Annotated in this window: 24 protein-coding genes; 8 read left to right on the plus strand and 16 right to left on the minus strand. The window is 69.5% G+C overall.

Annotated features, from left to right (window positions below; genetic code table 11):
- Together QZV94_RS13060 and QZV94_RS13065 are read left to right on the plus strand one after the other, a co-directional pair.
- The coding region (locus tag QZV94_RS13060) for an ATP-binding protein (RefSeq protein WP_293678328.1) at positions 1-1,348 on the plus strand (1,348 nt) is incomplete at its 5' end.
- A 154-nt stretch (positions 1,349-1,502) separates the two neighbouring features.
- On the plus strand, positions 1,503-1,901 hold the full coding sequence (locus QZV94_RS13065) for a hypothetical protein (protein WP_293678329.1): 399 nt from the start codon (positions 1,503-1,505) through the stop codon (positions 1,899-1,901).
- Positions 1,902-1,961: 60 nt separating this feature from the next.
- Here QZV94_RS13065 and QZV94_RS13070 read toward each other — a convergent pair whose 3' ends face one another.
- The 6 genes from QZV94_RS13070 to leuC all read right to left on the minus strand — a co-directional run bounded on the left by QZV94_RS13070 (position 1,962) and on the right by leuC (position 7,073).
- On the minus strand, positions 1,962-2,777 hold the full coding sequence (locus tag QZV94_RS13070; RefSeq protein ID WP_293678330.1) for a PhzF family phenazine biosynthesis protein: 816 nt from the start codon (positions 2,775-2,777) through the stop codon (positions 1,962-1,964).
- 93 nt (positions 2,778-2,870) lie between these two features.
- Positions 2,871-3,923: a 3-isopropylmalate dehydrogenase gene (gene leuB / locus QZV94_RS13075; protein WP_293678331.1), complete on the minus strand. Its 1,053-nt coding sequence runs from the start codon at positions 3,921-3,923 to the stop codon at positions 2,871-2,873.
- 11 nt (positions 3,924-3,934) lie between these two features.
- A complete protein-coding gene (locus tag QZV94_RS13080; RefSeq protein ID WP_293678332.1) occupies positions 3,935-4,240 on the minus strand; it encodes a putative quinol monooxygenase in 306 nt (101 codons plus the stop codon).
- Positions 4,237-4,848, minus strand: coding sequence for a 3-isopropylmalate dehydratase small subunit (gene leuD, locus QZV94_RS13085; protein ID WP_293678333.1), 612 nt, complete (start codon positions 4,846-4,848; stop codon positions 4,237-4,239). The genes QZV94_RS13080 and leuD overlap by 4 nt, the downstream gene beginning before the upstream one ends.
- Positions 4,848-5,642: a VOC family protein gene (locus tag QZV94_RS13090; RefSeq protein WP_293678334.1), complete on the minus strand. Its 795-nt coding sequence runs from the start codon at positions 5,640-5,642 to the stop codon at positions 4,848-4,850. Before QZV94_RS13090 ends, leuD begins: the two co-directional genes overlap by 1 nt.
- A 6-nt stretch (positions 5,643-5,648) precedes the next feature.
- Complete coding sequence (gene leuC, locus QZV94_RS13095) at positions 5,649-7,073, minus strand: 3-isopropylmalate dehydratase large subunit (protein ID WP_293678335.1); 1,425 nt, start codon at positions 7,071-7,073, stop codon at positions 5,649-5,651.
- Between the two features lie 231 nt (positions 7,074-7,304).
- On the opposite strand from leuC, the gene QZV94_RS13100 reads away from it, so the two are divergent.
- Entirely contained in the window at positions 7,305-7,712 is a 408-nt protein-coding gene (locus tag QZV94_RS13100; RefSeq protein ID WP_293678336.1) for a hypothetical protein, read from the plus strand.
- Between the two features lie 9 nt (positions 7,713-7,721).
- On the opposite strand, the gene rplS is transcribed toward QZV94_RS13100, so the two are convergent.
- From rplS to QZV94_RS13115, 3 genes are read right to left on the minus strand one after another with little or no spacing between them, the layout of a single operon-like run.
- Positions 7,722-8,120 (minus strand): 50S ribosomal protein L19, encoded by a 399-nt coding sequence (gene rplS, locus QZV94_RS13105; protein ID WP_293678337.1) that lies wholly within the window; start codon positions 8,118-8,120, stop codon positions 7,722-7,724.
- Positions 8,121-8,130: 10 nt separating this feature from the next.
- Positions 8,131-8,850, minus strand: a complete 720-nt coding sequence (gene trmD, locus QZV94_RS13110) for a tRNA (guanosine(37)-N1)-methyltransferase TrmD (RefSeq protein WP_293678338.1) — start codon at positions 8,848-8,850, stop codon at positions 8,131-8,133.
- A gap of 39 nt (positions 8,851-8,889) precedes the next feature.
- Positions 8,890-9,498, minus strand: coding sequence for a hypothetical protein (locus QZV94_RS13115; protein WP_293678339.1), 609 nt, complete (start codon positions 9,496-9,498; stop codon positions 8,890-8,892).
- Between the two features lie 82 nt (positions 9,499-9,580).
- Here QZV94_RS13115 and QZV94_RS13120 point away from each other — a divergent pair, with 82 nt between their 5' ends.
- Both QZV94_RS13120 and QZV94_RS13125 read left to right on the plus strand, forming a co-directional pair.
- Positions 9,581-10,456, plus strand: coding sequence for an acyl-CoA thioesterase II (locus QZV94_RS13120; protein WP_293678340.1), 876 nt, complete (start codon positions 9,581-9,583; stop codon positions 10,454-10,456).
- Positions 10,456-11,325, plus strand: coding sequence for an acyl-CoA thioesterase II (locus QZV94_RS13125; protein ID WP_293678341.1), 870 nt, complete (start codon positions 10,456-10,458; stop codon positions 11,323-11,325). The genes QZV94_RS13120 and QZV94_RS13125 overlap by 1 nt, the downstream gene beginning before the upstream one ends.
- A 57-nt stretch (positions 11,326-11,382) precedes the next feature.
- On the opposite strand, the gene QZV94_RS13130 is transcribed toward QZV94_RS13125, so the two are convergent.
- On the minus strand, positions 11,383-11,892 hold the full coding sequence (locus tag QZV94_RS13130; protein WP_293678342.1) for a hypothetical protein: 510 nt from the start codon (positions 11,890-11,892) through the stop codon (positions 11,383-11,385).
- 276 nt (positions 11,893-12,168) lie between these two features.
- On the opposite strand from QZV94_RS13130, the gene QZV94_RS13135 reads away from it, so the two are divergent.
- Positions 12,169-12,435, plus strand: a complete 267-nt coding sequence (locus QZV94_RS13135; protein ID WP_293678343.1) for a hypothetical protein — start codon at positions 12,169-12,171, stop codon at positions 12,433-12,435.
- A gap of 66 nt (positions 12,436-12,501) precedes the next feature.
- Here QZV94_RS13135 and QZV94_RS13140 read toward each other — a convergent pair whose 3' ends face one another.
- The 3 genes from QZV94_RS13140 to QZV94_RS13150 all read right to left on the minus strand — a co-directional run bounded on the left by QZV94_RS13140 (position 12,502) and on the right by QZV94_RS13150 (position 14,771).
- Positions 12,502-13,533, minus strand: coding sequence for an alpha/beta hydrolase (locus QZV94_RS13140; RefSeq protein WP_293678344.1), 1,032 nt, complete (start codon positions 13,531-13,533; stop codon positions 12,502-12,504).
- Positions 13,534-13,663: 130 nt separating this feature from the next.
- Positions 13,664-13,906 (minus strand): hypothetical protein, encoded by a 243-nt coding sequence (locus QZV94_RS13145; protein ID WP_293678345.1) that lies wholly within the window; start codon positions 13,904-13,906, stop codon positions 13,664-13,666.
- A 94-nt stretch (positions 13,907-14,000) separates the two neighbouring features.
- Positions 14,001-14,771 (minus strand): class I SAM-dependent methyltransferase, encoded by a 771-nt coding sequence (locus tag QZV94_RS13150; RefSeq protein WP_293678346.1) that lies wholly within the window; start codon positions 14,769-14,771, stop codon positions 14,001-14,003.
- An 88-nt stretch (positions 14,772-14,859) separates the two neighbouring features.
- On the opposite strand from QZV94_RS13150, the gene QZV94_RS13155 reads away from it, so the two are divergent.
- A complete protein-coding gene (locus tag QZV94_RS13155) occupies positions 14,860-15,684 on the plus strand; it encodes an enoyl-CoA hydratase-related protein (protein ID WP_293678347.1) in 825 nt (274 codons plus the stop codon).
- A gap of 108 nt (positions 15,685-15,792) precedes the next feature.
- On the opposite strand, the gene QZV94_RS13160 is transcribed toward QZV94_RS13155, so the two are convergent.
- Positions 15,793-16,188, minus strand: a complete 396-nt coding sequence (locus QZV94_RS13160; protein ID WP_293678348.1) for a hypothetical protein — start codon at positions 16,186-16,188, stop codon at positions 15,793-15,795.
- Between the two features lie 114 nt (positions 16,189-16,302).
- On the opposite strand from QZV94_RS13160, the gene QZV94_RS13165 reads away from it, so the two are divergent.
- The gene (locus QZV94_RS13165) at positions 16,303-16,941 is read left to right on the plus strand and encodes a hypothetical protein (RefSeq protein ID WP_293678349.1); all 639 of its coding nucleotides are present in this window, start codon (positions 16,303-16,305) and stop codon (positions 16,939-16,941) included.
- Between the two features lie 9 nt (positions 16,942-16,950).
- Here QZV94_RS13165 and QZV94_RS13170 read toward each other — a convergent pair whose 3' ends face one another.
- Together QZV94_RS13170 and QZV94_RS13175 are read right to left on the minus strand one after the other, a co-directional pair.
- Positions 16,951-17,724, minus strand: a complete 774-nt coding sequence (locus QZV94_RS13170) for an ABC transporter ATP-binding protein (RefSeq protein ID WP_293678350.1) — start codon at positions 17,722-17,724, stop codon at positions 16,951-16,953.
- On the minus strand, positions 17,721-18,408 hold a 688-nt coding region (locus QZV94_RS13175), incomplete at its 5' end, for an iron ABC transporter permease (RefSeq protein ID WP_293678351.1). The genes QZV94_RS13175 and QZV94_RS13170, both read right to left, overlap by 4 nt.

Consider the following 18,408-nt stretch of genomic DNA (forward strand, 5'->3'; position numbering starts at 1 on the left):
GGCCGCCATGCACGACGTCGCCGCCGGCGGGAGTTTCGTGCCGGTGACGGTGGACGCCAACGACGAGCTGTTCCAGAGCCTGACCGAGAGCTTCAATCACCTCCTGGCCAAGCTGGCCGAGCGGGAGGGCGACCTGAAGGCGGCTATGCGCCAGCTGGAGGAGGCGCGCGACATCGCCAACGCCGCCAACGTGTTGAAGACCCAGTTCCTTGCCAACATGAGCCATGAAATCCGCACACCTCTGAACGGCGTGCTGGCCATGGCCGAGGTGATGGCCCTGGGCGACCTGGCCGACGTGCAGCGCGACCGCCTCGACGTGATCCGCCGCTCGGGCGGGCTTTTGCTGGCGGTTCTGAACGACGTGCTCGACCTCTCCAAGATCGAGGCCGGCAAGCTCAGTCTGTTCACCGAAGACTTCGACGTGGGATCGGTGGCCAGCCAGGTGCGCGAAACCTATGAAGTCCTCGCCCAGGGCAAGGGACTGGTGTTCGAGTTCGAGGTCGCCGAGGCGGCCAGCGGCTGGTGGCGTGGCGACGCCGATCGCCTGCGTCAGATCGTCGGAAACCTGCTCTCCAACGCCATCAAGTTCACGCCCCAGGGCACAATTGGCACGCGCATCGACGTCGCCGCCAACGGCGCCCTGCGGATCGTTGTAAGCGACAGCGGGGTCGGCATCGCGCCCGAGAAGCTGCCGAGCCTGTTCGAGAAATTCACTCAGGCGGACAACTCGGCAACACGGCGGTTCGGCGGCACGGGCCTCGGCCTCGCCATCTGCCGCGAGCTGACCCAGATGATGGGCGGCTCGATCGATGTGGAGAGCCGCGAGGGCCACGGCTCGACCTTCACGGTCGAACTGCCGCTCGAGCGCGGCGCTGCAGTCCAGCCGGCCGAGCCGCAACTGCCGTCGTCGCGCGACGACGGCGACCTGCGCATCCTGGCGGCCGAGGACAACCCCACCAACCAGCAGGTGCTGGCCGCGGTCCTGGGTTCGCTCGGCATCGACGTCCACATCGTGCCCGACGGCAAGGAAGCCGTGGAAGCGTGGCGCGCCGGTGTCTACGACCTGATCCTCATGGACATCCAGATGCCCGTGATGGACGGCATCAGCGCCGCGGCCGCCATCCGCGAGGCGGAGCGCCATCTCACACGGCGGCGCACGCCGATCATCGCCCTTACCGCCAATGCGCTGACCCACCAGGTCGAGGAATATCTGGCGGTGGGCATGGACGCACACGTGGCCAAGCCGATCGAGATCGCCAAGCTCTACGACGCGATCTCGGCCGTCCTGCAGGCCGCCGCCACCGACGGAATCTCCCCGGTGCAGGCCGAGGCCGGCGCGGCGGCCTGACCGGCCCTTCCTCCGAGCCCCTGACCTACCTGAACGGGGCGTCATCAAGCTGAACCTCAGCCAACCTTGGCCTCAGGCTGGGGTCATGCCCGGCGTGGTCTTCTGATCGTCGAAAGGTCACTCCCGGCCTGGAGATGGATCAGGAGATCCGAAGATGAAGACCCTTATCGCCTCGCTGGCCGTCATCGCTGCGGTCACCGCTGTCGCCGCCCCCGCCGCCGCTCAGCCCTACGGCCAGGCCCGTCACGACCAGGGCCGCCACGAACAGGCTCGGGACTGGAACGGCGGGCACGACCGCGGGGCTCGCGTCTCGATCAACGAGCGCCAGCAGAACCTGGAACGCCGGATCGACCGCGGCATCCGCACCGGCGACCTCTCCCGCCGCGAGGCCTACCGCCTGCGCGGCGAGTCTCGCCAGATCGCCCAGCTGGAGTCCAGGTACCGGGCGAACGGCCTGTCGCAATGGGAGCGGCAGGACCTCAACCGCCGCATGGACCGGCTGGAGTCGCAGATCCGCGCGGAACGCCACGATCGCGACAACCGTCGCGGCTAGGCCGTCCTGAGCCGCAAGAGAGCCCCCGGAGTTCCGCTCCGGGGGCGTTCTCGCGCTCGGTCATAGGCGCAGGCGGCTCTCCACGACCGTCACTGCGCGGCCATGGATCAGGACCCGGCCACCCCCCGCCAGCACGCACGCCACGTCGGCGCCCCGGCCGGGATAGGCCTGGTGGAAGCGGATCGCCTCGCGTCCCAGCTTCTCGGCGAACAGGGGGGTGAGCAGGCAGTAGAGCGAACCTGTCGCCGGATCCTCCGGAATACCGGAGCCCGGCGCGAAGAAGCGGGCGACCACGTCATGGTCCGCACCCGGCGCGGCCAAGGCGGCCACCCCGATGTTGCCCGGACCCAGCGTGGCCGCGTGACCGATGGTCCGCAGCGCCATGAGATCGGGCGCGAGGCTACGTATCGTCTGCGGCTCGTCGAACAGCGCCACAAGGTATGGCCCGGCCCACACTTCGCGCGGCTCCGCCCCCAGCGCCAGGGCCAGGCCGTCGGGGATGTCGATGCGCACGGGGGCCTGCCCCGGGAAATCCATCTCATACCCGTCACCCGACCGCTGCACGACCAGGGGCCCAGACGCGGTGTCGAAGGTCAGCGCCGGGGCCGCCACGCCCAGTTCGCTCAGCAACGCGTGGCTCGACGCCAGCGTGGCGTGGCCGCAGAGCGGGACCTCCACGGCCGGCGTGAACCATCGGAGGCCGAAGCGCGCGGGGTCCTGCGTCCGCAGCAGGAAGGCCGTCTCGGCCTGGTTGTTCTCGGCCGCCAGGGCCTGCATCCAGGCTGCGTCCGGCCAGGCGGCGAAGGGCTCGACCACGCAGGCGGGATTGCCGCGGAACGGCTGGGCGGCGAAGGCGTCGACAGTCCACTGGCGCATGGCGGGTCCTCGGAAAAAAGGTCTCGCCGCGGGACTTGCGATCCCGGTCGCCGATCGGCAAGGGCCAGTTCCCGGGCGACGGCCCGGCACTGCCTAGAGCCGGGCCAGCACCGCGTCGCCCATCTGGACGGTGGTGAGCGATCCGCCGAGGTCCGCCGTGCGCGCGCCGGCCTCCAGGGCCGCGCCGACGGCGGCGTAGAGGCGGTCGGCCTCGGCGGGCCGGTCCAGGGACCAGCGTAACGCCATCTCGAACGACAGGATCGCCGCCAGCGGGTTGGCGACGCCCTTGCCGGCGATGTCGGGTGCGGACCCGTGGATGGGTTCGTAGAGGCCGGGGGTCCCGGCGACGCCCAGCGCCGCCGAGGGCAGCATGCCCAGCGAGCCGGTCAGTTGGGCTGCGGCATCGGAGAGGATGTCGCCGAACAGGTTGTCGGTGACCAGCACGTCGAACTGCTTGGGCGCCCGCACGAGCTGCATGGCGGCGTTGTCGGCCAGGATGTGGGTCAGCTCGACGTCGGCGTAGTCGCGCTTGTGCAGGTCGGTGACCACCTCGCGCCAGAGCAGACCCGAATCCATCACGTTGGACTTCTCGGCGGAGGCGACCTTGTTGCGCCGGCCGCGGGCCAGCTCGAAGGCCACCCGGGCCACGCGCTCGATCTCGGCGGTGGTGTAGACCTGGGTGTCGACGGCGCGGCGGCCGCCGCCCGGCAGGTCCTCGATGAACCGGGGGATGCCGAAGTAGATGCCGCCGGTCAGCTCGCGCACGATCATCAGGTCCAAGCCCTCGACGATCTCCCGCTTCAGGCTGGAGGCGTCGGCGAGCGGCTGGAAGCAGAGGGCCGGGCGCAGGTTGGCGAACACGCCCATGCCCGCCCGCAGCGCCAGGAGCCCCGCCTCAGGCCGCTTGTCCCGCGGGGCGGCGGCCCACTGCGGACCACCCACCGCGCCCATCAGCACGGCTCGGGCGGCCTTGGCCGCAGCCAGGGTCTCGTCGGCCAATGGCGTGCCCAGCTGGTCGTAGCTGATCCCGCCGAACGGCCGCTCGTCGAGGCTGAGGTCCGGCGTCAGCTTCTCGGCCACGCGCCGAACCTGGGCGGTCACTTCCGGCCCGATCCCGTCGCCGGGCAGGAGCAAGAGGTCGGTCATGGGAAGCGCTTTCAGGCCAGCGGGGTTTCGGAGGCGACCTCGTACAGGCTGAGGCGGCGGTCTGAAACCCCGAGCTCGGCGCCGGCGGCGCGCCAGGGCGCCATGTGCGGCGCCTTGATGTGGGCGTTCAGCGCCTCGCGGTCGCGCCAGATCTCGAAGATACGCACCAGCCCCGGCTCCTTGGCGTCGAAGCCGTAGGAATAGGTCTCGCAACCGTCCTCGGCGCGGCTGGCCGCCAGCATGGTGTGCATGTGGGGCCGAAGCTTCTCGACGTTCTCCGGCGGTACGCTGACCGTGCCTGCGATTATGACCTTCATGCGCCCTCCAGCCAGGGCTGCGACAGCGCCCGCTTCATCTCATAGGTGTCGATGGACTTTTCCGCCTGCAGGGTCTCGCCGATGGCGTCGAGGCCGTTCAGCATCTTGATCTTGCGCTGCGGGTCGATCTCAAAGGTGAACACGGCCCCGGACGGCGAGGTCACGGTCTGGGCTTCCAGGTCGACGCTGACCACGTGGTTGCCGCCGCGGGCCTCGTCCATCAGCTGCTGCACCTCGTGGGCCTTCAGCACCACGGGCAAGAGGCCATTCTGGAAGCAGTTGTTGTAGAAGATGTCGGCGAAGCTGGTGGAGATCACCGAGCGGATACCGAAGTCGATCAGCGCCCAGGGCGCGTGCTCGCGCGAGGAACCGCAGCCGAAGTTGTCCCCGGTCACCAAGACGCCGGCGTTCTTGTAGGCCGGCTGGTTCAGCACGAAGTCGGGCTTCGGGCGGCCCTGCTCGTCGAAGCGCAGGTCGTAGAACAGCCCCTCGGCCAGGCCGGAGCGATCCACGGTCTTCAGGAACTGCTTGGGAATGATCTGGTCGGTGTCGATGTTGGCCAGCGGCAGCGGTACGACCTTGGCGTCCAGGCGGGTGAAGGCGTCCATCAGGCGGGCTCCGGGGCGGTCTGCTGGATGACGATGGTCGGCACGCCGCCAGGCGCGTCGCGGACCGTGAAGACCTGGGTGCCGGGCTTGCGGCCCTTGCGCATCTCCGAGACGTTGAAGCCGGAGGCGGCAAGGCGGGCGTGCACCGCCGCCGGATCGCTGGCCAACCAGGCCAGGCCGCCGAAGCTGTCTGGGGCGTCGGTGACGGGCGCCTTCAGGCTGGCGCCGATCTCGACGAGGTCGTCGCCGGCGCGGAAGAACATCTGCCGGGCCCCCCATTGCTCGTTGTTGCGGTCCAGCCGCAGTTCCAGGCCGAGCTTCGCGCCGTAGACCGCAAGCGCCCGGTCGGGATTGGCCGTGTTCACCACCACATGGTCGAGCCCAACCAGGGGACCCTTCGCCTGGGACACCAGGCGCGGGAAGCCCATCAGCGCGAGCTGCACGCCGCCGGTCGAGGCGGGTTCGAACATGGTGGCGCGCTCGGTCCGTTCGCTGACCGCGAGGCCGCGACGCTCGAGCAGTCGGCTGTCGGCGCCGAGGTCGGAGGCGGTGAAGGCGACCAGCCACTGGCCCTCGCCGGCCGCTTCGAGCCGGGCACGGACCCGGTCGCCCGAGGGCCCGTCGCCATCCGGCGAGATCAGCTCAAGGCCGATGTTGTCGAGCCAGAACCACGCCCGCCGCGCGCCGCCGCCGTCCTGCGCCGTCGACGCCACGTCCAGCAGGCGCTGGTAACCCTGGGCGGCGGCGTCGAAGTCGCGGACGACAACGGCGATGTGGTGGAGGCCCTTAATCACGGCGCCTCACAGGTAGTCCCGCACGTCGGCGATGTGGCCGGCGATGGCGGCGGCGGCGGCCATAGCGGGGCTCATCAGGTGGGTTCGGCCGCCGCGGCCCTGGCGGCCCTCGAAGTTGCGGTTCGAGGTGGAGGCGCAGCGCTGGCCGGGCTCCAGCTTGTCGGGGTTCATCGCCAGGCACATGGAGCAGCCCGGCTCGCGCCATTCGAAGCCGGCGGCCTTGAAAATGGCGTCCAGGCCCTCCGCCTCAGCCTGGGCGCTGACGAGGCCGGAGCCGGGCACCACCATGGCGCGGACATGGGGGGCGACGAGCAGGCCGTTCAGGAACGCGGTCTGAACGATCTCGGCGGCGCTGCGCAGGTCCTCGATGCGGCTGTTGGTGCAGGAGCCGATGAACACCACGTCGATCTTCGCGTCGGTGATCGGCTGCCCAGCTTCGAGCCCCATATATTCGAGTGACCTGGTGATCGAGGCGCGTTTGTCCGGGGTGGAGGCCGTGTCGGGCCCCGGCACCTTGCCGGTCACAGCGACCACGTCCTCAGGACTGGTGCCCCAGGTGACGGTGGGGGCGATCGAGGCGGCGTCGAGGACGATCTCGCGGTCGAAGACGGCGTCATCGTCGCTGAAGAAGGTCTTCCAGTAAGCCAGCGCCATCTCCCAGGCGCCGCCCTTCGGTGTCGCCGGTCGGCCCATCAGGTAGTCGAAGGTCTTCTCGTCGGGCGCGACCAGGCCGGCCTTAGCCCCGCCCTCGATGGTCAGGTTGCAGAGGGTCATGCGGCCCTCCATCGACAGCCCGCGGACGGCGGAGCCGGCGAACTCGATCACCGAGCCCGTGCCGCCGGCGGTGCCGATCTCGCCGATGACGGCGAGCGCGAAGTCCTTGGCGCCGACGCCTGGCGCAGGCTCGCCCTCGATGCGGACGCGGAAGTTCTTGGCCTTCTTCTGGCGCAAGGTCTGGGTGGCCAGCACGTGCTCGACCTCCGAGGTGCCGATGCCGTGCGCCAGTGCGCCGAACGCGCCGTGGGTGGAGGTGTGGCTGTCGCCGCAGACGATGGTCATGCCGGGCTGAGTGCGGCCCTGCTCGGGGCCTACGACATGGACGATGCCGTTGCGAACGTCGCCCATCGGGAAGAACTCGATGCCGTAGTCCTTGACATTCTTGGCCAGGGTCTGCAGCTGCAGACGGGCCTCCTCGTCCGCGACGGCGTCAACTCCCAGGGCCTGGCCCTCGGTGGGTACGTTGTGGTCGGCGACGGCCAGCGTGCGGTCGGGCCGGCGCACGGCGCGCCGGTTGGCCCGGAGCCCTGCGAAGGCTTGCGGGGTGGTCACCTCATGGATCAGGTGCAGGTCGATATAGAGAATCGCCTCGCCGTCCTGGGTGTCGACGACATGGGCGTCCCAGATCTTGTCGTAGAGGGTCTTGCCGGCCATGGGCCGCATGTAGGTCGCGCGAGGCAGGATCGTCTAGTGCTGCGGCGCCGCAGGATCGTGCGACGTAGGCCTAACCCCACCCGGCGGAGGCGGCGAACTCCGGACTCAGAGAATGCGGCTCGGCAGGCGGACGGTCTGCGTCAATGCAGCACACCGGTGCGATAACGCTGATTTCGCAGTGGCGCGTCGCAGCCTATCCCTTGGGCTCCCCCGAACCCAAGAGCTTCCCCGATGAAATTCCACCTCTCCATCGACGCCCATCAGCCCGAGCGCGTGGCCAAGTCCCTGGCCTGGATCTGCGCCGGCGAGGCCTATCCCGCCGTCGAGCCCGGCCTGTGGATCGTGGTGTCGGACGACGAGCGGGGCCCGGCCATCGAGGTCCGCCCCCGCGGCGAGGCGCTGCAGGTCCCGGCCGCCGCCAACGGCTTCGCACCGTTCTCCATGGCGACACACCTGAGCGAAGTCGAGGTCTGCGCCGTGAGCGCGGCCGAGGGCTGGCCTGCGGCGCGCCGCAGCCGCGGCCGTTTCCATGTGATCGAGCTGTGGATCGAGAACCGCATCATGATCGAGGTGCTGACCCCACAGATGCAGGCCGACTACGTCGCCGCCTGCACCCCGCAGGCGCGGCGGGCGGCGTAGCCCTCGCCTCTAGCCTTCGGAGGGCGCGTCTTCCGCCGTCGGCCGCGCCGTCATCTGGCGCTCGGCGATCCGCGCCGACTTCCCGCGACGGTCGCGCAGGTAATACAGCTTGGCGCGCCGCACGACGCCGCGGCGCTTCACTTCGATGCTCTCGATGTTCGGCGACAGGATCGGGAACACCCGCTCCACGCCCTCGCCGAAGGAAATCTTGCGGACGGTGAAGCTCTCGTCGATCCCGTGGCCGCCGCGGGCGATGCAGACGCCCTCATAGGCCTGGACGCGCTCGCGCTCGCCTTCCTTGATCTTCACGTTCACGCGCACCGTGTCGCCGGGGCGGAACTCAGGAACCTTGCGGACGGCCAGCAGGCGGTCGGCTTCTTCCTTACGCAGGGTCTCGATCACGTTCATGGTCTTGTCCTTACCGGGCTTTATCGCCCTTTGCCTGTTGATTGGCGGTCGCCTTGGCCCAGAGGTCGGGCCGCTGCTTCCGCGTGGTCTCCTGCCGCTGGTCCTGGCGCCACTTGCGGATGACCGCGTGGTTCCCGGACAGCAGCACCTCGGGGATATCCAACCCTTCGAACGTCCGCGGTCGCGTGTACTGCGGATGTTCGAGGAGCCCGTCCTCGAAGCTCTCTTCACTCAAGCTCTCGGCCTGCCCCAGCACACCCGGGACCAGCCGTACGCACGCCTCGATCGCCACCATGGCCGCCGCCTCGCCACCGGCCAGGACCGCGTCGCCGACGGCGATCTCCTCGAACCCGCGAGCGTCTAGCACCCGCTGGTCCACCCCCTCGAACCGCCCGGCCAGGACGATCAGTCCCGGCCCGGAAGCCCATTGTTTTACAAGCGCTTGGGTGAGAGGGCGGCCCCTCGCGCTCATGTACAAAAGCGGCCGTCCGCGCCGCTCCACGCTGTCCAGCGCGGAGGCGATCACGTCCGCCCGCATCACCTGTCCAGGACCGCCACCCGCGGGGGTGTCGTCGAGGAAGCCGCGCTTATCTTTGGAAAAGCCCCGAATGTCCACCGTTTCCAGGGACCAGAGGCCGGCCTCTCGCCACGCCGTGCCGATCAGGGAGACCCCCAGCGGGCCCGGAAACGCCTCCGGGAACATGGTCAGCACGGTGCAGTCGAAGGCCATGGGCGGTGAAGGCGCTACGAGAGGCTGGCCGTCAAGCGCCTACAGAAAGTCGCGGACGTAGCAGTAGTGGCCGCCCAGGTGGCGGTCGTAGGTCGAGATGATGCGGCGACGCTGTGCGGAGCGGGGGACCCCGCAGGACTTGGCGTCATAGACGACGCCGGACGGCAGGTAGGCGCCGTCGCTCCAGACGAACTGCACCACGTCGCGGTGGTCGGCCTGGAAGCCGTAGCGGACGGCGCCGGCGCGGCCCTCAATCCAGCCGCGCTGGCCCGGCTGACCACTCTCGCCGATGTCGGCGACAATGGCTTCGTAGGCCGGCCGGTGGGCCGCGAAGTTGAGGCTGACGCCCACGTCGAACAGCGGGCGGAACAGCGGGATGAACCCGCCGCAGAAGGCCAGCACGATGGTCGGCGCCAGCCAGCCGGTCATCGGCTCGCGGAGCATGGCCCAGAAGCTCCAGACCAGCAGGATCGGGATGGGCGCCAGGTAGAGCCCAATGGCGATAAACGGCAGGCCGCTGGCCGGCAGCACCTCCAGCAGGCGCGACGAGGCCAGCGTGACGCCCACCACCAGCCCCATCCACGCAATGAGGGCCGCCGCCAGCGGCGTACGCCAGACCGGCCTGATGGTGTCGGCGGGCTCCCCCATTGCGGGAAGATGGGGGCGCCGACCACCTGGACGCAAGGCGAACGGCTTGTTCAATGCCCCGCCCCCGCGTAAGCGCCGCCAGATGAGTGAAGACGACGCGCAAGACGAAACCCTCGTGGAGACCCTCCAGCTGGAGCGGATCGAGGAGAACCTGTTCCGCGGGACCTCGCCGGACACGCGGCCGGGCCGCATCTTCGGCGGCCAGGTCATCGCCCAGTCGTTGCTGGCGGCTTACGAGACTGTGGAGGCGCGAGTCTGCCACTCGCTGCACTGCTACTTCATCCGCCCGGGCGACCCCACCGTGCCGATCGTCTTCGAGGTGGATCGGTCGCGCGACGGCGGCAGCTTCACCACCCGGCGGGTCGTGGCGATCCAGCGCGGCAAGCAGATCTTCAATCTCGCCGCCTCGTTCAAGGACCCCGAAGAGGGCTTCAAGCACCAGTCGCAGATGCCGGAGGGGCCGCACTGGAGCGCGTTGCCCGACCAGCGCGAGGTGATGGCCGAGCTGATGAAGGAGATGCCGCCCGAGGCGAAGCGCTTCCTGGAGCGGCCGATGCCCATCGAGATGCGCTCGCAGGACGCGCGCACCTATTGGCGCGACGGCGCCCCCAAGCCGCCGGTGTCGCAGAGCTGGTTCCGGTGCGGCACGCCGATCGGCGACGATGCGCACATGCACCAGGTCATCCTGGCCTACGCCTCGGACATGAACCTGCTGTCGACGGCGATGCGACCGCACGGGGTGCACTGGCAGACCAAGAACTTCCAGTCGGCGAGCCTCGACCACGCCATGTGGTTCCACACGCCCACCGACTTCAACCAGTGGCACCTCTACGCCCAGGACAGCCCGTCGGCCGCGGACGGCCGCGGGTTCATCCGCGGCTCGATCTATGCAGAAGACGGCACGCTCGTGGCCTCCGTGACCCAGGAAGGCCTGCTGCGCATGCGAAAGGCCGACTGATGGACACCCAGACCCTGGTCAAGGCGCTGGACCTGGAGCGCCTGGAAGTGAACCTCTTCCGCGGCTTCACGCCGGAGGAGGAGCCGCGCGAGCGCATCTACGGCGGCCAGGTGATCGCCCAGTCGCTGCTGGCGGCCTACCAGACGGTCGAGGACCGGATCTGCCACTCGCTGCACTGCTACTTCATCCGGCCGGGCGACCCCAACGTGCCGATCATCTTCGACGTGGACCGTTCCCGCGACGGCGGCAGCTTCACCACCCGGCGGGTGGTGGCGATCCAGCACGGCCAGCAGATCTTCAACCTCGCCGCCTCGTTCCAGGTGGAGGAGACCGGCTTCGAGCACCAGTCGGAGATGCCGCCCGCCAAGGGGCCCGACGGCATCGAGGATGACCTTGAGCGCCGGCGGCGGATGCTGGCCAAGGCGCCGCCGGAGATGCGCAAGTGGATGGATGCGCCGCAGCCCATCGAGATGCGCACCGTCAGCGGCCGGTTCGACACCGTCTCAACGGTGGGCCCGCGCGAGCCGCTGCAGCAGGTCTGGTTCCGCGCCAAGGACCCGATCGGCTCCGACCCGCACATGCACCAGGTGATCCTGGCCTACGCCTCGGACATGAGCCTGCTTGGCACCGCGGTCCTGCCGCACGCTCGGGACTTCCACAACGAGATCCTGATGGCGAGCCTCGACCACGCGATGTGGTTCCACCAGCCCACCGACTTCAACGAGTGGCACCTCTATCAGCAGGAAAGCCCCTCCGCCTCCGGCGGCCGCGGCTTCAACCTCGGCTACATCTACCGCGCCTCGGATGGGGCGCTGGTGGCGAGCTGCGCGCAGGAGGGGTTAATGCGGAGAAGGAAGCCGAAGGGGTGATGCTCTTTATTTTGTTCTGATTTCGGTGGTCGCGGCGCGGCCGTGCAAATCCTGGCGTCATTCCGTCGGTGGGTCGCTGAGCGGCATGAGCCGCAGTAGCGGGCCGCCGACGTCGTAGAGCGACAGCATTTGGTCGGCGGCTTCCTCGATTCGCGTGAGGGTCAGGTACTTGTGCCGCCAGCCTCCGAAACCCTTCATGTCGGAGATCATGAAGGCGATCCTTCCATCCACGCGCATGCCTTCGCAGATGCCGTGGAGAACCGTCACCCGTATGTCATGAAGCTTCTTCGCCTCGGAGAGGAAGGCGGTCACAGCCGGGCGGACCGGTGCTAGCGGCGGGTCCTTCTTGAGGCGGTCTTTGATTTCGTCCCGCTTTTTCGTGAACGACACGGGGAAGTCGAAATACTTGAAGCCCGTGGACGGGTGACGTTGGCGGGCGCGCAGATGGATGACTAGCATGTCCACCGTAATTTCCAGTTGCCCCCAGTTGAGGGCGAGCCGTCCGCACGCGGAGTAGATCTTCTCGGCGGTCAGTGGGTCCTGAAGTCGAGCAAGGTATCGAGACATGGCCGACCGGCCCCCCAAGGATGAACCTGGCGCTCAAGAGCGCTTTTGACCGCGGCAGTCGCGAACGCGCTGAAGATGCCGCCGAATTCGTTCCGTGAGAGCTGGGAATTGGGCTTCGGTCCAATCAGTGGTAGCGGCCACTCCGGGCAAATCGGTCTTCATCGCGGTCCCCGCGGGCGTCGAACGCGGTCCGCATCAGGCCAGCGTGCAATACCAAAGCTTGAGCGAGTCCCGTGTGCGATCCTACCATCCGGCTCCATCGGAGGGTGTTAGTACATGCGCTACGTTGGCATCCTGCTCGGTATGGCGCTCGCGGGCTGTGCGTCCAGTCCTACCGCAGAGGAGATCGCCGCATCGGACGACTATCGGTGTCAGGACTACGGCTATTCGCGGGGCACCGAGGGGTACGCCCAATGTCGGATGCAGATCGATCAGCAGCGGGCACAGGCGAGAGCCGCCATGGCTGCGGCCTATCTCGGCGCGGGCGGCGGTCAGGTGCGCCGCACGCCTCAGCAGGCCTATCAGCTGCCGACGCCGAAGTGAGGTGCGTTGGAACCTGCCTAAGGACGCCGTTGGCGACAACCTAGGCACCCCCCAGCCGGTCGACGACTAACCCTTCGCGAACCGGGCCAGGTCCGCGGCGGTGTCGCGGCTGATGTCGGGGCAGGCGATGGAGAAGATCTCCGTGCCGTGGATGGTGCCCATCACCTGGCGGCAGCGGGCGGGCTGGCCGGCGCGCAGGAGCAGGCGGTAGAAGCCCACGCCCTCGTCGCGCAGCGGGTCGCACTCGTTGACGCTGATGACCACCGGCGGCAGGCCCTTGACGTCGGCCTCGGTGGCGAAGCCCGGCCAGGCCAGCGGATCGCGGGCCTTGTGAGCCTCTATGCCGTAGGCCATCTCGCCCCGGTTGTTGTGCAGCTCAAGCAGGATGCCGTTGTTTTCGACCGAGGACGGATTGTCCGGGTGCGGCCACTGGCCGGCGATGTAGGGACACAGCGCATAGAGACCGGCCACGAGGCCGATATCGCCGTCGCGCAGGAGCTTGAGGCCGGTGGCCAGGGTGAGGTTACCGCCGCCGCTCTCGCCGGCGATCACGATGCGGGCGGGGTCGATGTTGAGCTTGGCGGCGTTGGCCACCACCCACTTGAGGCCGGACACGCAGTCGTTGAGGCCGGCCGGGAACGGCAGGACCTCCGGCGCGGAGGACGGGCGCAGCGCATTGCGGAAGTCGACCATCACCACGCAGACGCCCTGGCTGGCGATGATCCGGCCCCAGCTTTTGTAGACGCCGTTGAAGCACGACATCGTCTGCATGCCGCCGCCGTGGATGTAGTAGACGCAAGGCAGACGCTCGGTGGTGTCGGGGCGGATGATGGCGACCCGGATGGTGTTGCCGTCCGGCGAGGAGACGAAGCTGTCGTCGCGGATCGACAGGCCCGCGCTCGGTGAGTTGGTCTCGGCGTCGCAGGCGTCGAACAGCCCGGACATCGCCGCCTCCGCCGCCACCGCCTGCGGGCTGTTGGCCTGGGCGAGCAGAGCCTCGCGGGAATCGATGTCGCCGGCCGGCGGCGCATCGGGGAAGGCGAACAGCGCCTTCAGGCGCGGGTCGATGCGGGGGTCGCTGGCGAGTTTCGAGGGCATGTGCGTCGGTCCTGCAGGCTGAGTGCGGAACCGTGGCATGGCGCCGTAGGGGACGCCAAGCGGCCAGGAAAAAGCCCCCGGCCTTGCGGCGCGGGGGCTTCGTCCGTTCCGTCCGTCGGGAGCTTGACGCTTACTTCGACGGGCTGGTGTCAGGCGTGTTGGCGGTGGTGGCGCCGCCGTCGACGTTGCCGGCTTGCTGCTCGACGGTGTCTGCGGCCGCGTTCAGGGCCTTTTCCTGGGACTCGGTCGGCGCCGCAGCGGCCTGCGATTCCAACGAGTCGGCCTTAACTTCGGCGGCCTTGTCGGCCTTGCTTTCGCAGGCGGCGAGGGAAAGGGCGGCGAGGGCCGCGGCGGTGGTGATCAGGAGGCGCATTTTGGGGTTCCCCAGGGTTGCTGACCTGGACCGTAGCGCACAAAACCGTGATTGGTTTCCCGGAACCCACGAGAAATCCGTGGAAGAACGGCGCCTATTTCGGCTTCACGAAGCGGAACAGGAACTGGTCGGTGTGGCGACGCACCGTGGGGTCGAAGACCATCTTGGTCCGGTCGTCGCTCGGGTTGGCCAGGATCTCGCTCTTGGCGTCCAGCCGGAAGCCCGCGGCCTTGGCGGAGGCCAGGACGATGGCGGGATCGATGCGGTGGATCGTCGAGCCGGTGGTGGGCGGCGCACCGGCGCTCGCCGCGTGATCCATGGCCACGAACACGCCGCCAGGCTTCAGCACCCGGTAGAGCTCGGCGTAGGTCTTGGCGGGGTCCGCGAGCTGCGGCTGGTCCTTCGGCGCGTAGTAGATCTCGTGCGGGCCCAGCACCCAGAGCACGCGGTCGACGGTCCCGTCTGCGGGCTGCAGGGCGTCGAACGGCGTGGTGGTGTCGGTGACGTTGGCGAGGCCGCCCCCCTCGCGGCGCTTGGCCATGGCCGGGCCGGAGTAGGTGAACTCCTTCGGGTTCTGGGTAATCACGTGGCCCTTCGACCCGACCGCACGGGCGATTAGCTCGGTCATCCAGCCCCTGCCGACCTCGAGCTCCAGCACGGTGTCGCCGGGATTGATCTGGGCGAAGGCCAGGACCTCGGCGGGCTTGCGCGCGGCGTCGTCCTTGCGGTCTTCTTCCGGACGCGAGGGATCGGCGAGGATCTTGGCGTAGTCGGCGGCCTTCAGCGGCGCGGCGGTGGCGAGCGCCGGGACGCTCGCGACGGCGAGAGCGGCGAACGCGGCGGCGAAATGGGCGAAGCGGGTCATCTTCTGGTCCCCCGTTTGGATTGCGCTACGGCAGGGGCTTAGGGTGCTGGCTCAAGATCGACAAGTCACGCAATCCGGGAGGAACCCCATGGCCGACAGTGCAGCCGTCGCGGCCGACGCCGCCACCGACGAGGTGCTCTATGAGGTGAGCGATCATATCGCCACCATCACGCTGAACCGGCCGGACCGGATGAACACCATCTCCGGCCCCATGCTGAATCAGCTGACCGAGCTGCTGCTCAAGGCCGATCGCGACAGGGAAGTGCGCTGCATCGTGCTCACCGGCACCGGCCGGGCCTTCTGCGCGGGCCTGGACCTGCGCGGCGCGACCAGCGGCGGCGGGACGGGCCTGGAGGGCGCGTCGACCTCCACCGACATCGACGTGCGGGCCACACCGCCGACGGTGCTCTTCAACCTGGGTACGCCCACCATCTGCGCCCTGAACGGCTCGGCGGCCGGCTACGGGATGGACACCGCGCTCGGCTGCGACATCCGGATCATGGCCGAGGGCGCCAAGCTGGCGGCCGCCTTCACCAAGCGCGGGATCGTGCCGGAGAGCGGCGGAACCTGGCTCCTGCCGCGCCTGCTCGGCTGGTCTAAGGCCGCCGAGATCATCTTCACCGGACGAACGCTGAGCGCCGCCGAATGTCTGGAACTCGGCCTGGTCTCGCACACCGCGCCGGCCGACGTCCTGGCGGGCGAGGCGCGCAAGCTGGCGCTCGAGATCGCCGCCAACGCCCCGCTCGCCGTGCAGGCTTCCAAGCGGCTGATGCGGATGGGTCTGTCGGAGCGCTTCGAGGACCACGTCCACCACGTGTTCCTGCAACTGCTTCCGCTTCTGAAGACGCAGGACAGCGCCGAGGGCATGCGGGCCTTCATGGAGAAGCGGGACCCGAAGTTCACCGGAAAATAACGGCGCCACTTGCGTTGGGAATTTGCTTTCCCACCTAGGCTCCGATCGCGCTCCCTGCCCCCGCAACCCCCTTGCGAGCCGGAGCGACGGGTGTGCGGCCCTGGCGCCTTAGATGGCCGCCGGGGCCGCCTTCGTTTCAGCCAGCAGGTAGGCCGCGAACAGCGCCACCAGCAGGCCGTCGATGACGATCGCGGCAATGGCCTTTCGGCGATACGGCGGGTGGCTCAGCACCAGCAGCACGAAGGACAGCTTGCCGACGGCCGAGAACAGCAGCACGGGCGTGCGGATCTCCGGATGGAAGGCTCCCCAGACCAGCAGCGCGCCTGACCCCCCGACCAGCAGGCCCCAGTTGCGCGCAATCAGGAGCGCGAGCGGCCCCTGCGGCTCTTCGCCCAGCAGCGTGCGGAACGCCGCGCGCGGCGCGAAGGCGGCCTGCAGCATCGTCATGGTGATGAGACCGCCCACGAGCATGACCCATCTGAATTGGTCGACGATGAGGTCCATGCGCGCCTCCCCCGAGACTCTGGTGGGGCCATTGTTCCGCAAAGCGCTGCCGGGCGCCAGCTTGACAGCCGCCGCGGGCGGGGCCGGTATCGCAAGGCAACGGGAGTTGGCCGCATGCGCGCGATGGTGACCTGGTTCTCGCTCGGCGTTCTGGCCCTCGCGCTCGGCGCCTGCGAGCCGAAGGCGCCGGCCAGGTCGGCGGCCCCGCCCGCGCCCCCTGTCGCCTCGATCGCGCCCGTCGCGCTCCCAACGGCGGCCGCCGCGGTGGCCCCCGAGACGGTGGCGATGGTGAGCCAGGCGCTCGCTATGGCCCAGGCCTTCAGCACCCGGGCGGCCGAGGATCTCGCCGCCGCCGCGAAGGCGGAGGCGCGGTTCCCCGAATTGGCCGCCCAGGCCAGCGAGGCGGCATCGCGCGCCGGCGCCACACCCGATCGCCCGGCGCTGGTCCGGCGCGTGGAGCTCGCGCGAACCGAGGCGGAGGCGGCGCGCGCCGACTTGGCGGCGCGGGCCGCCGCATTCCGCGCCGGCGCCCAGGCCCAGACCGACGCTGTCGCACAGGCCCAGCTGCAGTGCGTCCAGACCCCGGAGTTCGCGGCCTCCGAGCCCTGCGTGAAGCTCATGGCCGAGCAGGCGACCCTGGCCCAGACCGTCACCACCCTGACCACCCGGTTCGCCGCCGCCGAGGCCGCCTACCAGAAGCAGCGCCCGCGGTTCGACGAGGCCTCGGCGACTATGCTGCTCGGCGGCCGGTAAGGCCTGCAGCTAGGCGGGATTGCGCAGGTCCACGTAGGCGCTCGAGCCAGCGCCGGCGATCACCGACTCGACGTCGAACACCTGGCGGATCAGCGCCGGGGTCAGCACCTCCGCGGTTGGCCCGAAAGCGGCGAGGCGGCCGTCGCGCAGGGCCAGGAGGTGGGTGGTGTGGCGCGCCGCCAGCGTCAGGTCATGGACGGCGGCGACCACCAGCTTCCCCACGGCGGCCAGGGCGGCCAGGCGGCCCACGGTGTCCAGGCTGTGGCGTGGGTCCAGCCCCGCCATGGGCTCGTCGGCCAATAGCACCTGGGGATCGCCGATCAGGGCGCGAGCCAGCATGGCGCGGGCCAGTTCGCCACCGGAGAGGGTGGTGGCCGGTTGGTGGCGGTGGGCGGCGAGATCGCAGGCGGCCAGGGCGTCGCTGAGCCGCGGCTCCAGCCCGCCGGGCAGGCCGCCGAACGCCGGCAGCTGGGGGGTGAGCCCCAGCGCCACCAGCCGCTCCACCGAGATCGGCCACTCGGCCCGTGGGCTCTGCGGGAGGTAGGCGCGCCGCCGCGCCAGTTCGCGGCCGGACAACGCCGCGAGCGGAGTCCCGTCCAGCATTACCTGGCCGGCGTCGGGCTTGAGCAGGCCGGCGAGCACGCTCAACAGCGTGGACTTGCCCGCCCCGTTGGCGCCGACCACCGCGACGAACATCCCCGGCTCCAGCGCGCAGCTGAGCGCATCCAGGATGGCGCGGCCGCCCCTGCGCACGGTGAGGCCGGTGGCTGCGAGACCGTTCATGGCGCGGTCTTCCGCAGGCGCAGGACCAGCCAGAAGAAGAAGGGCGCGCCGATCAGGCTGGTGACCACGCCCAGCCGCAGCTCGGACGAGGTGTGGATCACCCGCGTGAGCATGTCCGAGACCAGTAGCAGGGCCGCACCCAGCAGGGCGGACGGCAGCAGCGTGCGGCTCGGCTCGTGGCCGACCAGCGGCCTGACCAGGTGCGGCGCCACCAGGCCTATGAAGCCAATCGCGCCGGTCACCGAGGTGGCTGCGCCCACCGACAAGCCGACGCCGATCAGCGCCAGCAGGCGGGTGCGATCCAGGTCGATGCCCAGGCTGGCGGCCTGCACCTCGCCCAATGCTAGCGCGTTCATAGCGCGGCCCATGAAGCTGAGGATCGCCAGGCCCACCAGGATGAAGGGCGCCACCAGGGCAATGTGGTCCCAGCCGCGCTCCGACAGCGACCCCAGCATCCAGACCGTGATCTCGTAGGCGGCGTAGGGGCTGGGGGCGAAGTTCAGCGCCAGCGCCAGGAAGGCCGCCATCAGGCCGGACACCGCCGAGCCGGCCAGGATCAGGGTCAATGTGCCGCCGCGGCCGAAGGCGAAGGTGATCGCTCCCGCCCCCATCGCCCCCACCAGGCCCAAGACCGGCGCAGCCAGGGCGAAGGCCTGGGTCAGGCCGAAGTAGATCGCCACCACC

This window comes from uncultured Phenylobacterium sp. (genome assembly GCF_902826855.1).
Classification (GTDB): Bacteria; Pseudomonadota; Alphaproteobacteria; order Caulobacterales; family Caulobacteraceae; genus Phenylobacterium.